We start from the raw sequence: 12671 nt of genomic DNA on the forward strand, positions 1-12671 counted from the left end.
CATGTCACTGCCTTTGGTGTTACTGGGCGGTACCTTGTGCGACGGCGCGTTGTGGCAACCGCTTTGCCGCCATCTACCGCCGCAGCCGATGATCATTCCCGAGATGAGCGGTGCTGACAGCGCCGAACAGCTCGCGGCGCAGCTGCTAACTGACTTGCCGGCGCGCTTTTTACTGGTGGGATTCTCGCTGGGTGCGCTGGTGGCGCTGGAGATGCAGGCGCAAGCCGCGCAACGCATCGCGGGCCTCGCGCTGCTGGCGGTGAATCCGTTGGCGGATGCGCCGGTCAACGCTGCAGGACGTATTGCCTTGCTTGATCGAGCTGCGAAAAACGGTATGCGATCGGTGATTGAGCAACTCTGGCCGCGCTATGTGCATGCATCACGGCTGGCGGATCGCGAGCTGCTTGGCGCGCTGGTGACGATGGCAGAACGCAGCAGCGTTGAGCGCTTTCGTCAACAGACCGCCATCGCCCTACAACGTCGCGATTTACGGCATACCTTACCGGCGCTGCAGGCACCGCTGTTGATCCTCAACGGCGACAGCGACGCCATCTGCACCCCCGAACACCATCACCTGCTTGTCAAAGCGGCTCCCGCCGCACGCCACATCACGCTTGAGCAGTGCGGACACTTTCTGCTGCTGGAGCAGCCGCAAGCCTGTGCCCGCGCGCTGCAAACCTGGATTAAGAGGAGTGAATTATGCGTATCAACCCTTTAAAACAACGCCGTGAACCGATTATTAACGGCTGGCTGGCGATCCCCAGCAGCTACAGCGCCGAGATTGCCGGACATCAGGGCTTTGATGCCGTCACCGTTGACCTGCAACATGGCCTGATCGATTTCGCCGCAGCACTCAGCATGTTGCAGGCGCTATCCTCCACACCCGCGACGCCGCTGGTGCGCGTCTCGCACAACGAGCCGGCGCAGATTATGCGCATGCTGGATGCCGGCGCCTACGGCATTATCTGCCCGATGATCAATGATGCCGCCGAAGCGCAGCAGTTTGTCGATGCCTGCCGCTATGCGCCGCAAGGTTCGCGCTCGTTTGGTCCAGCGCGTGCGCTGCTGTATGGCGGCAAAGATTATCCGCAGCATGCTAACCAGCAAATTCTGACGCTGGCGATGATTGAAACACGCGCGGGGTTGGCCAATCTTGATGCCATTCTCGACGTCGAGGGATTGGACGGCGTGTTTATCGGCCCCAACGATCTGTCTCTTACGCTCACCGGCCAGGCCAGCGCCGAATCGCAGCATCCTGAGATGTTAAATGCCATTGAACGGGTACTGAGCCGCACCCGCGCCCGCCACAAACTGGCCGGTATTTTTTGTACCAGCGGAGAAGCCGCCGCACAGCGCATCGCACAGGGCTTTCAGTTGGTGACCCCCGCCAATGATGTGATGCAGCTAACGCATGCCGCACGCCACGCTGTCGCCACCGCGCGCGGTGAGGCATTGCCTGTTCGTTCTGGTTCGGGTTATTGAGGAGAAGAAGATGAAACAGCAAACATTGTCCGCTACAGCAGCACGTGCGCGCCTGATCGCGCCGCAAGATATGGTGTCGTGCAATCTGGCGTTTATCGACTGCAAACTGCCGGGTTCGCATCTCAAGCAGAATTACTCATTTATCGGGCCGGGCGTGACGCAGTCGTCTGAGCAGGTGATCAATATTCCTGAAGCGCACGGTTTTAATATTGGCGCGGCGGCGATGCCAAAAGGCGTGACCAATAATCTGCATCTGCATTTCACTGCCGAAGTCTTCCTGATCCATGAAGGCCGCTGGCGTTTCCGCTGGGGGAATAAAGGCGAAGAGTCGCTGGAGCTCGACGCTCCGGCGATTGTCAGCCTGCCAACATGGATTTTCCGTGGCTTCACCAATGTGTCGGCTACCGATACCGATGGCTGGGTATTTACCGTGCTGGGCGGCGATAACACCGGCGGCATTATCTGGCATCCCGATGTGATGTCGGCGGCGGCGGAATATGGACTCTATCTCAGCCCCAATAACATGCTGATCGATACCTCAACCGGCGCGGCGATCCCGCCGGTTGCAGAGCGTATGCCGCCGCTGCCCGAGGTGGAGATGGCGCAGTTACAGCATTTTACGCCCGAGCAGATGGCGCAGTTTGCCGTCACCGGTGAGCAGCGCGCCTGGAGCGATCACGCGCTACTGGATGCCATGTTGCCGGGTCACGGTGCGCGTATGGCACCCGTCATCGGCTATGGCATCAATCAGGATCGTCAGGTCGCTCCACCCATCAACACGCCACACGGCTTCTCGGTAGAGTGGCTGGCTTTGCCACAAGCGGGCGAGATGGGTACGCACCGCTGCGCACAGGTGCAAGTACTCATGGTGTTTAAGGGCACGCTTACTGTGACCTTCAATCGTGATGGTGAAGAAGTGACGATGACCGCGCCGGAGCGTTCGGTGATTTCCGTGCCGGCAGGCAGCTGGCGTCGCTATCAGGCACCCGATCATGCGTGTGAAGTGGTGATTACCACTGCGGGTGACGGACGGAAAAAACTGGAATGGGATAAAGCGATTGTCGATGCCGCCGCTGCTTTAGGTTGGGGGCTGGATCCAGATGGCTATCTGGTACGTCAGGCATTGTTGCCGCTGGTGGCGCAGCGTGCCGGACGGCGGTTGGCGACGCAAGAGGCGTAATCGTATGTAAAAAGGTCGCCATAAATGGCGACCTGACGATGTACGTTATGGCTTCATCACCTGGTCGTAGCTGCCACCATCGGCGAAGTGGGTTTTCTGGGCTTGCGTCCAGCCACCAAATTTGTTGTCGATAGTGAACAGTTTTACCGGGGCGAATTTATTGGCAAATTTCTCCGCAACGGCTTTATCACGTGGACGATAGAAATTTTCCGCCGCGATAGTCTGACCTTCCGGCGAGTAGAGATACTTGAGGTAATCTTCGGCTACTTTGCGGGTGCCCTGCTCGTCGACCACTTTATCCACTACCGAAACCGTTGGCTCCGCCAGAATCGATTCGCTTGGGGTGACGATCTCAAACTTGTCTTTACCCAGCTTATTTACCGCCAGATAGGCTTCGTTTTCCCACGCTATCAGCACATCGCCAATGCCGCGTTCCACGAAGGTGTTAGTGGCACCACGTGCGCCGGAATCCTGCACTTCTACGTTCTTAAACAGCGATTTCACGTAAGCCAGCGCTTTGGCTTGATCGCCGTTGTTCTGATCCAGCGCCCAGCCCCATGCAGCCAGATAATTCCAGCGTGCGCCGCCTGACGTTTTCGGGTTTGGCGTGATGACGGAAACGCCCGGTTTGATCAGATCTGGCCAATCATGAATGCCTTTCGGGTTGCCTTTGCGCACCAGGAACACGATGGTTGAGGTGTAGGGTGCGGAGTTGTCCGGCAGGCGCTTAATCCAGTCTTTATTGATACGACCTCGGTCAGCAATAGCATCGACATCAGATTGCAGCGCCAGCGTAACCACATCAGCACGGATGCCATTGATCACTGAGGTTGCTTGTTTACCTGAACCGCCGTGCGACTGGCGAATCACCACATTGTCGCCGGTTTCCTGCTTGTAATGCGCGCTAAACGCTTTGTTGTACTGCTCGTACAGCTCACGGGTTGGATCGTAAGAGACGTTTAACAGCTGAATATCCTTTGCCAGAACACTGGTTGAAGCCAGTAACAGGGTGACACCAATACTCCACTTATTCATTGCTTGCTCTCCCGAGGTCGTTATAGAACAAGACTGACACAAACTTATCCACGGATTAAAGAATTAAAAATAAGCTGTTATAACCGCACGGAATATGATCAGGCATAAAAAAGGCGCGAATCGCGTCGCGCCTTGGTGCTGAATAATCAGTAGAGTTTTTTCGCGGTATCCAGCCAGTCGCGTTTGAATGGACGCTTCATATTTTCAATCGCATCGATGATGTCGTGATGCACCATCTTCTCGTTCTGAATACCGACGCAGCGGCCGCCGTAGCCTTGTAGCAGCAGCTCGATGGAGTAGGAACCCATGCGCGAGGCCAGAATGCGGTCATAGGCACAAGGTGCGCCGCCACGCTGAATGTGACCGAGAACGGTAGCGCGGGTTTCGCGTTTGGTTTCAGCTTCGATGAAGTGCGCCAGATCGTCGATATCGCAGATGTGCTCGGTGATCGCCACGATGGCGTGCTTTTTACCTTTGGCAATGCCGGCTTTGATTTCAGCAACCAGCTCTTCGCGGGTATACGGGATTTCAGGCAGCACGATAAACTCGCAACCACCGGCAATCGCTGCCGCCAGGGTTAAATCGCCGCAGTAACGGCCCATCACTTCCACGATGGAGATACGCTGGTGGGAAGATGAGGTGTCACGCAGGCGGTCAATCGCTTCAACCACGGTTTCCAGCGCAGTGAAGTAACCGATGGTGTAATCAGTACCTGCTACGTCGTTATCAATGGTGCCAGGCAGGCCGATGCACGGGAAGCCCATTTCAGTCAGGCGCTTAGCACCCATGTAGGAACCATCACCGCCGATAACCACCAGCGCATCAATACCACGCTTTTTCATGTTATCAATCGCGGTCTGGCGCACTTCATCGTTGCGGAATTCTGGGAAGCGGGCGGAACCGAGGAAGGTGCCGCCGCGGTTGATCATGTCTGACACGCTGTAGCGGTCAAGGTTGATCATGCGATCTTCGTACAATCCCAGATAGCCGTCGTAAATACCAAAAACTTCCAGTCCTTCACTCAGCGCGGAACGTACAACTCCGCGAATGGCTGCGTTCATGCCTGGGGCGTCGCCGCCGCTGGTCAGTACTCCGATTTTTTTGATCATGACAACCTCTGGATTGTTCAAAAACTAAGGATTATTCCTGCCATGTGTCCGGCGTGGACCAGCTCGCGATCGCATGGCTTAATAGTTGCAAAATAGTATATCAAACGCTTGATGCTGAATTGATTCAGGTCAGACAAGTTTTCGCTAATTTTTTACAGAGTTGTTAGCGTTACGTCACTTTTTTTGTGTAATTGCATGATTTTAAGTCGCTAACCTTGAAAAAATCCATGTTGATTGCTCGGCACAACAGAACAGGGATCTTGATGGATGATGACGTCTGAGCCGGGAAACCTCTTGAGTAACGCCTGCTCAATTTGATCGGCCACCTGATGGGCCTGCACCAGCGGCAGCTGATCTTCCATCTCCAGATGCAGCTGGATAAAACGCGTGGGGCCCGATTGTCGCGTGCGTAATGCATGCGCGCCGCGTACGCCCGGCCAGTTGGTCACCACGTTGATAATCTCCTGCGTTTCATGCTCGGGCAAAACACGATCCAACAGCGCCTGTACCGCGTCATAACCCATCCGCAACGCGTTATAGAGAATGTAAACGCCGATGCCGAGCGCGAACAACGCATCCGCCCGTACAAAACCATAGCTGCTCAAACCGAGGGCGACCAATATTGCGCCGTTCATCACCACGTCAGATTGATAGTGCAGCATGTCTGCGCGAATCGCCTGGCTGCGCGTGCGTCGCACCACCCAGCGCTGGAAGGCAACCAACGTCAGGGTTGAAAACAGCGCAATCACCGTCACCACAATGCCCACCAGCGGCGCATGTAAGGTTTCGGGCGAGGCCAGATGCTGAATGCCGGTGAGAAACAGAAACAGCGCCGAGCCGGAGATAAACATGCTTTGCGCCAGCGCGGCCAGAGATTCGGCTTTACCGTGGCCGAAGGTGTGATCGTCATCGGCCGGCTGCAGTGAATAGCGCACCACCAGCAAATTGGTGAGTGAAGCGGCGATATCCACCAATGAATCCACTAACGCCGCCAACATACTGACTGAACCGGTATGCCACCAGGCGAAAATTTTTACGATTAACAGCAATGTCGCCAGCGTAGTTGCCGCCAGCGCCGCCCGATTAACTAACTTTGCATAGGAAGAATCCATGCTATGCCTCGTCGGATCGCACGCCTTATAGGTGCGGCCTTTAGGTCTCAAGATGGCTAAAGTTTATCATCGGCATAAGTGTGCTGCGTGATTGAATTTTAAGGCAATGATGTTAGAGAGAAATGACAGGCAAAAAAAACCCCCGCATCATGCGGGGGAAGACAGGGATGGTGTCTATGGCAAGGAAAACAGGGATACTATGTTACTGGTTACTGCTGGTACTACTCACTGCTTGCAGCGGTGATGATGGCTGCAATCCTGAGAGCCGACGAACTTCAGCTAATCGTCGCTCATAATTTTTCTGCAATGTCGCTTGCTGTGCAGGCGTTAGCAGGTGATACATCTGATTACGAACCCGAGCCATCTCGACTTGCTGTTCTACCGCTGCGCGGGCTTGTTTCTCTGCCTGCTGTCGGATAGCCGATTCGTTAAATTTGTCTGCAATGACAAGGTCATGCATAGTTTCTATATCTTGAACGCTGATTGTTGGGCGTTCGTGTCGCGCTTGCTGCATCAGGTCTCGCATCTGTTGCCGCTGTTGTTCAGTCAGCTCAATGCCATCGAACATGTAGCTTTGCGGATTTTGCGTCATACTGCCTGTCGTCAATCCGCTGTTCGGATGCATCTCATCAATCGTCGTCGTGTCTGCTGCTTCGGCGCTGGCGTGACTGAGAACCATCGCTGAGGCAATGACGACGGCGGTTAAGTAGCGCATCGTTAACTCCCAGTTCGTTCCGTTTTGCGATTCAACGAGAGCCAGTGTACGGCGGTGGCTGCAAACATCCGTCAGGGGGTGTAAAAGTACGTAAAGCGTTGGATTGCAAGTCAAGGAACACGGTATTTTGCCTGCGGAGGGCAATAAAAAATGAATAAAATCCTGTTGGTTGATGACGACCGCGAATTAACTTCGCTGCTTAAAGAACTGCTTGAGATGGAAGGTTTTGAAGTCATTGTGGCAAGCGATGGTGAGCAGGCGCTTAACCTGCTAGACAACACCGTGGACTTGCTATTGCTTGATGTGATGATGCCGAAGAAGAACGGTATCGACACTTTGAAAGAACTACGCCAACAGCACCAAACTCCGGTCATTATGCTGACTGCACGTGGCAGCGAACTGGACCGCGTTCTGGGCCTCGAACTGGGTGCAGATGACTATCTGCCTAAACCGTTTAACGATCGTGAACTGGTAGCGCGTATTCGTGCCATTCTGCGCCGTTCAAACTGGAGCGAGCAGCAACAGCAGCACGATAACAGCTCACCAACGCTGGAAGTCGACTGCCTGCGCCTGAATCCGGGTCGTCAGGAAGCCAGCTTCGACAGCGAAACTTTGGACCTCACCGGCACCGAGTTCACCCTGCTCTATTTGCTGGCACAGCATCTGGGTCAGGTGGTATCGCGTGAGCACCTTAGTCAGGAAGTGTTGGGCAAACGTCTGACACCGTTTGACCGCGCTATCGATATGCACATTTCTAACCTGCGTCGTAAATTGCCGGAACGTCGTGATGGTCATCCGTGGTTTAAAACCCTACGCGGACGCGGCTATCTGATGGTTTCGGCATCATGATTGGAAGTTTAACCACCCGCATCTTCGCCATCTTCTGGCTCACGCTAGCGTTGGTGTTGATGCTGGTTCTCATGGTGCCTAAACTCGATTCGCGCCAGATGACCGCGTTACTGGAAAGCGAGCAACGTCAGGGCACCATGATTGAACAGCACGTTGAAGCGGAGCTGTCTCAGGATCCACCCAACGACTTAATGTGGTGGCGTCGCCTGTTCCGCTCCATCGACAAATGGGCGCCGCCTGGTCAGCGTTTGTTATTGGTGACCAGCGAAGGCCGGGTGATTGGCGCGCAGCACAATGAAATGCAGATCATCCGCAACTTTATTGGGCAGTCGGATAACGCCGACCACCCACAAAAGAAAAAGTATGGCCGCGTGGAGATGGTTGGACCTTTCGCGGTCCGCGATGGCGAAGACAACTATCAGCTTTACCTGATTCGTCCTGCCACCAGCTCGCAGCTCGATTTCGTTAATCTGCTGTTTGACCGCCCGCTACTGCTGCTGATTGTCACGATGCTGATCAGCTCGCCGCTGCTGCTGTGGCTGGCGTGGAGCCTGGCGCGCCCCGCGCGCAAACTTAAATATGCGGCGGATGAAGTGGCAAGCGGCAATTTGCGCCAGCATCCGGAACTGGAATCGGGGCCGCAAGAGTTTCTGGCTGCGGGTTCCAGTTTCAACCAAATGGTGAGCGCGCTCGAACGCATGATGACGGCGCAACAGCGTCTGCTATCCGATATCAGCCATGAATTGCGTACGCCGTTAACTCGCTTGCAGCTGGCAACCGCGCTCCTGCGTCGCCGTAACGGTGAAGGCAAAGAGCTGCAGCGCATTGAAACGGAAGCGCAGCGTCTGGATGGCATGATTAACGATCTGCTAGTGCTGTCGCGAACGCAGCACAATAACGCGCTGGTTAGCGAAGCGATGAAGGCCAATCAGCTTTGGAATGGCGTGCTGGAAGATGCCAAATTTGAAGCCGAGCAGATGGGCAAACTGATGGAAGTGCCCTATCCGCCTGGCCCGTGGCCGCTGTACGGTAATCCCCATGCGTTGGAGAGTGCGCTGGAAAATATCGTGCGTAATGCGCTGCGCTATTCGAATTCGCACATCAGCGTCAGCTTCTCGGTAGATATTGCGGGCATCACCATTCATGTCGATGATGATGGTCCAGGAGTCAGCCCAGAAGATCGCGAGCAGATTTTCCGTCCGTTCTACCGCACCGATGAGGCGCGCGATCGTGAGTCAGGCGGCACCGGATTAGGCCTGGCGATTGTCGAAACCGCCATCCAGCAGCATCGCGGCTGGGTTAAAGCGGATGACAGCCCGCTCGGCGGTTTACGCCTCACGCTGTGGCTGCCGCTGTACTCCGCCCGTCAATAATTTGTTATGCTTCGGCCCTCGTTTCTGGGGGCCTTATGCTAAACATTGTCTTATTTGAACCTGAAATTCCGCCAAATACCGGCAACATCATTCGCTTGTGCGCAAATACCGGTTTCCAGTTACACCTGATTGAACCGCTGGGCTTTGCCTGGGATGACAAGCGCCTGCGCCGCGCCGGGCTGGATTACCACGAATATACCGCCTTAAAAAAACACGCCAATTACGCAGAGTTTCTGGCAACAGAAACGCCACAGCGCATGTTCGCCCTCACCACCAAAGGAACGCCTGCGCACAGCGCGGTGAGCTATCAGAAGGGTGATTATTTGGTGTTTGGTCCGGAGAGTCGCGGTTTACCCGCAGAAATTCTCAACGCGCTACCCGCTGAGCAGAAAATCCGCATTCCGATGATGGCGGAGAGCCGCAGCATGAACCTGTCTAATGCAGTATCAGTGGTGGTGTATGAAGCGTGGCGCCAACTCGATTATGCTGGCGCACTGATCAAAGGCTAGATGCCGTCGCCGTACTCAAAGCCTGCGCCGTTGAAGTGCTGATCCATATCCATCGACGGTTTATCGCTGGTCGGTTTACCGACAATGCGCGCTGGTACGCCGGCCGCCGTGGTATGCGGCGGTACAGGCTGCAGGACAACCGAACCGGCTCCGATTTTTGCGCCGCGCCCCACTTCAATGTTGCCCAGAATCTTGGCGCCGGCGCCAATCATCACACCTTCACGGATCTTCGGATGGCGATCGCCGCTGGTTTTACCAGTACCGCCGAGCGTCACCGATTGCAGAATTGAAACATCATTTTCAATGATTGCCGTTTCGCCGATGACAATGCCGGTAGCATGATCAAGCATGATGCCGCGACCAATGCGTGCCGCCGGGTGAATATCCACGGCAAATGAGACGGAGATTTCGTTCTGCAGATAGACAGCCAGCGCGCGGCGGCCCTCTTTCCACAGCCAATGGCCGATGCGATAGGCCTGCAAGGCGTGGAAACCTTTGAGGTAAAGCAGCGGCGTAGAGTATTTATCAACGGCGGGATCGCGCTGGCGTACAGCCTGAATATCGTAGGCCGCAGAGACAATCATCTCCGGGTCTTCACGATAGGCTTCTTCCACGATTTCGCGAATAGCGATAGCGGGCATGATCGGGTTCGCCAGCTTGTTAGCGAGCATGTAACTGAGCGCGCTGCCGAGGTTTTCGTGTTTGAGCAGTGTCGCATGGTAAAAGCTGGCCAGCATCGGTTCACAGTCGGCCAGGGCTCTGGCTTCGGCTTTGATATGGTTCCAGACCAGTTCTAACTCTTCAGACGACATTGCTGTTTGCTCCCGATAAAAAAAGCGCCTGATGGGGCGCTACAGGTGGTGACGCTGGCGCATCCTGCTTTAGCTTTGGCTGTTTTCGTCCTTCCTTGCACGGCCAAGTAAGGTCAATGCTGCCTCTCGCGCTGATTTTCCGCAATAGAGCACCTGATAAATCTGCTCGGTAATCGGCATTTCTACGCCGACGCGCGCGGCCAATGCTTTGACTTCTTTGGTGTTTCTGTAGCCTTCTACAACTTGTCCGATAATGCGTTGCGCCTCGTCTACGCTCTCGCCTTGCCCCAGCATCATGCCGAAACGACGGTTGCGCGACTGATTATCGGTACAGGTCAGCACCAGATCGCCTAAACCGGCCATGCCCATAAAGGTGGTGGCATCGGCGCCCAGCGCTGCGCCAAGACGGCTCATTTCCGTCAGGCCGCGAGTGATCAAGGCGGTACGCGCGTTGGCACCAAAGCCAATGCCGTCAGAAATCCCCGCACCAATCGCAATCACGTTCTTCACCGCGCCGCCTAACTGCACGCCGATGAAATCCTGATTGTTGTAGACGCGGAAACTTTTGCCGCAGTGCAGCTTCTGCTGCAGGTCTTCAGCGAACTCCGCATCGGTGGATGCCAGTGCGATGGCCGTTGGCATGCCGGCTGCCAGCTCTTTGGCAAAGGTGGGTCCGGAAATCACCGCGAGTGGAATCGCATCGCCGAGGATTTCACGCGCCACATCCTGCAGCAACCGGCCGGTCTCTTTTTCCAGCCCCTTAGTCGCCCAGACAATCCGCGAATCGGCACGCAAATGCGGCTTAAGCTGCGTCAGTACGTCGCCAAATACATGGCTCGGCACTACGACCAGCAGATCGCGACTGGCGTTAACCACGGTTGCCAGATCGGCTTCAGGAACAAGATTATCAGGGAAAGGGACATCGGGCAGGAAAGCGGCATTGCAGCGGTCAGCTTGCAGCTGCGCCACGCTTTGAGGATTGTGGCCCCAGAGCAGAACCGGATGGCCGTTGCGGGCCAGCGTGATGGCCAATGCGGTGCCGTACGAGCCGGCACCGATGACGCTAATTGAAGCGTTGAGTGTAGTCATCAGGCATCCTGATGTGGCGCTTCGCCTTCACCTTGCTGCTGCAGATAGTTCATGAACAGCGCATCAAAGTTCACTGGCGCCAGGTTGAGCTGCGGGAAAGTACCACGAGACACAAGGCTGGTTACGCATTCGCGTGCATACGGGAACAGAATGTTCGGGCAGTACGCGCCGAGGCAATGCGCCATCTGCGTGCCTTCGATACCGCTAATGGTGAAAATGCCCGCTTGCTGTACTTCACACAGGAATGCGGTTTCTTCGCCAACGGTTGCCGTTACGGTAACGCGCAGAACGACTTCAAAAACGCCATCAGCTAACTGAGAAGAGGCGGTGTCCAGATCCAGCTTCACTTCCGGTTCCCACTCTTTCTGGAAAACCTGCGGTGCATTTGGCGCTTCGTAAGAAACATCTTTGGTGTAAACACGTTGAATCTGGAACTGCATTTCGCTGCTGCTTTGCTCTGACATGTGACTAAATCCTGTGAGTTAAAATTGTCTGACCGAAAAGTTATGCCTGGAGTAAAGGATCAAGTCCCTGACGCCCATCCAGCGCGTAAAGATCGTCACAGCCGCCAATGTGCTGCGCATCAATAAAAATCTGTGGCACCGTAGTGCGGCCGCTGCGTTGAATCATCTCTTCACGTTTCGCCGCGTTCCCGTCAATGGGAATCTCCTGGAACGACACGCCTTTCTGATCCAACAACGCCTTTGCACGGTGGCAATAAGGACAAGTGACTTTGGTGTAGATCTCTACATTCGCCATACGGTTACCTCTGAGAAGTTATTTACCGCGCACCAGTGGCAGATTTTCACCACTCCAGCCGCTCACGCCATCTTTTAGTACGGAGACTTTTTCAAAACCCGCTGCGCTCAATTTCGCTGCAGATTCACCCGCACTTTGACCGGTCGCGCAAACTACAATTATGTGCTGTGACTTGTGCTTTTCCAGCTCGCCAAAGCTCTCTTTTTTGATGTCTGCTGCCGCTACGTTGATAGCCCCAGAAATGTGTCCTTTGCGGTAATCGTCACGTGAACGCACGTCTACCACCACCGCGTCCTCTTTGTTTATCAGGTGGGTAGCTTCACCACGGCTGATAGTTTTTACTTTAGAGAACATACCTTTAACGGTGGTCACAATCACGAGAACGAGTAAAGCGACCCATGCCAGACTGAGGATGGGGTGATTGCTTGCAAAGTGCATAATTTCTTGCATGAGGGGTAACGACTCCAAACCGGGCTGATAAGCTAAAACAAGGGTTCTGAGTATACCTGCGCCACTTCGCATGTACAGTCGCTAAGGGGACAGAGTTACGATTTGTGCGTCATTTTCCAAAAAAAGTGTTCTAATCCCAAAATTAAGACAAAGTTTATGCCGGTAAGCTCGGCACAGACATTTTTAGTAAAGTAAAA

General features: G+C 54.8%; 15 protein-coding genes. 6 read left to right on the forward strand and 9 right to left on the reverse strand.

Annotated features, from left to right (window positions below):
* The first annotated feature begins 1 nt into the window (after window position 1).
* From DEU53_RS20375 to DEU53_RS20385, 3 genes are read left to right on the forward strand one after another with little or no spacing between them, the layout of a single operon-like run.
* Window positions 2–718 carry an alpha/beta fold hydrolase gene (locus DEU53_RS20375; protein WP_110868194.1) on the forward strand — a complete coding sequence of 239 codons (717 nt, stop codon included), beginning with the start codon at window positions 2–4 and terminating at the stop codon, window positions 716–718.
* On the forward strand, window positions 700–1482 hold the full coding sequence (locus DEU53_RS20380) for an HpcH/HpaI aldolase/citrate lyase family protein (protein WP_110868195.1): 783 nt from the start codon (window positions 700–702) through the stop codon (window positions 1480–1482). Before DEU53_RS20375 ends, DEU53_RS20380 begins: the two co-directional genes overlap by 19 nt.
* A 10-nt stretch (window positions 1483–1492) precedes the next feature.
* Complete coding sequence (locus DEU53_RS20385; RefSeq protein ID WP_110868196.1) at window positions 1493–2662, forward strand: cupin; 1170 nt, start codon at window positions 1493–1495, stop codon at window positions 2660–2662.
* A 45-nt stretch (window positions 2663–2707) separates the two neighbouring features.
* Here DEU53_RS20385 and DEU53_RS20390 read toward each other — a convergent pair whose 3' ends face one another.
* The 4 genes from DEU53_RS20390 to cpxP form a co-directional block, all read right to left on the reverse strand.
* Entirely contained in the window at window positions 2708–3697 is a 990-nt protein-coding gene (locus tag DEU53_RS20390) for a sulfate ABC transporter substrate-binding protein (protein WP_101760661.1), read from the reverse strand.
* 146 nt (window positions 3698–3843) lie between these two features.
* Window positions 3844–4806 (reverse strand): 6-phosphofructokinase, encoded by a 963-nt coding sequence (gene pfkA, locus DEU53_RS20395; protein WP_101760662.1) that lies wholly within the window; start codon window positions 4804–4806, stop codon window positions 3844–3846.
* 209 nt (window positions 4807–5015) lie between these two features.
* Window positions 5016–5918 (reverse strand): CDF family cation-efflux transporter FieF, encoded by a 903-nt coding sequence (gene fieF, locus DEU53_RS20400; protein WP_110868197.1) that lies wholly within the window; start codon window positions 5916–5918, stop codon window positions 5016–5018.
* A gap of 202 nt (window positions 5919–6120) precedes the next feature.
* Complete coding sequence (gene cpxP / locus DEU53_RS20405; protein WP_101760664.1) at window positions 6121–6633, reverse strand: cell-envelope stress modulator CpxP; 513 nt, start codon at window positions 6631–6633, stop codon at window positions 6121–6123.
* A 150-nt stretch (window positions 6634–6783) separates the two neighbouring features.
* Between cpxP and cpxR the strand changes: the two genes are divergently transcribed.
* The 3 genes from cpxR to trmL are packed head-to-tail and all read left to right on the forward strand — an operon-like array spanning window position 6784 to window position 9364.
* A complete protein-coding gene (gene cpxR, locus DEU53_RS20410) occupies window positions 6784–7482 on the forward strand; it encodes an envelope stress response regulator transcription factor CpxR (RefSeq protein WP_007885339.1) in 699 nt (232 codons plus the stop codon).
* Window positions 7479–8855 carry an envelope stress sensor histidine kinase CpxA gene (gene cpxA, locus DEU53_RS20415; protein ID WP_101760665.1) on the forward strand — a complete coding sequence of 459 codons (1377 nt, stop codon included), beginning with the start codon at window positions 7479–7481 and terminating at the stop codon, window positions 8853–8855. Before cpxR ends, cpxA begins: the two co-directional genes overlap by 4 nt.
* A gap of 35 nt (window positions 8856–8890) precedes the next feature.
* Window positions 8891–9364: a tRNA (uridine(34)/cytosine(34)/5-carboxymethylaminomethyluridine(34)-2'-O)-methyltransferase TrmL gene (trmL, locus tag DEU53_RS20420; RefSeq protein WP_101760666.1), complete on the forward strand. Its 474-nt coding sequence runs from the start codon at window positions 8891–8893 to the stop codon at window positions 9362–9364.
* Here the strand turns inward: trmL and cysE are convergent.
* The 5 genes from cysE to DEU53_RS20445 form a co-directional block, all read right to left on the reverse strand.
* On the reverse strand, window positions 9361–10176 hold the full coding sequence (cysE, locus tag DEU53_RS20425; RefSeq protein ID WP_007885334.1) for a serine O-acetyltransferase: 816 nt from the start codon (window positions 10174–10176) through the stop codon (window positions 9361–9363). The two genes, trmL and cysE, sit on opposite strands and share 4 nt — an antisense overlap.
* A 69-nt stretch (window positions 10177–10245) precedes the next feature.
* The gene (gpsA, locus tag DEU53_RS20430) at window positions 10246–11265 is read right to left on the reverse strand and encodes an NAD(P)H-dependent glycerol-3-phosphate dehydrogenase (protein WP_101760667.1); all 1020 of its coding nucleotides are present in this window, start codon (window positions 11263–11265) and stop codon (window positions 10246–10248) included.
* The gene (gene secB, locus DEU53_RS20435) at window positions 11265–11729 is read right to left on the reverse strand and encodes a protein-export chaperone SecB (protein WP_101760668.1); all 465 of its coding nucleotides are present in this window, start codon (window positions 11727–11729) and stop codon (window positions 11265–11267) included. The genes gpsA and secB overlap by 1 nt, the downstream gene beginning before the upstream one ends.
* Before the next feature lie 40 nt (window positions 11730–11769).
* Window positions 11770–12024 carry a glutaredoxin 3 gene (gene grxC / locus DEU53_RS20440; protein WP_007885328.1) on the reverse strand — a complete coding sequence of 85 codons (255 nt, stop codon included), beginning with the start codon at window positions 12022–12024 and terminating at the stop codon, window positions 11770–11772.
* 18 nt (window positions 12025–12042) lie between these two features.
* On the reverse strand, window positions 12043–12474 hold the full coding sequence (locus DEU53_RS20445) for a rhodanese-like domain-containing protein (protein ID WP_110868198.1): 432 nt from the start codon (window positions 12472–12474) through the stop codon (window positions 12043–12045).
* Window positions 12475–12671: the final 197 nt, after the last annotated feature.

Source organism: Pantoea sp. AG1095 (assembly GCF_003208415.1).
Taxonomy (GTDB): domain Bacteria; phylum Pseudomonadota; class Gammaproteobacteria; order Enterobacterales; family Enterobacteriaceae; genus Pantoea; species Pantoea leporis.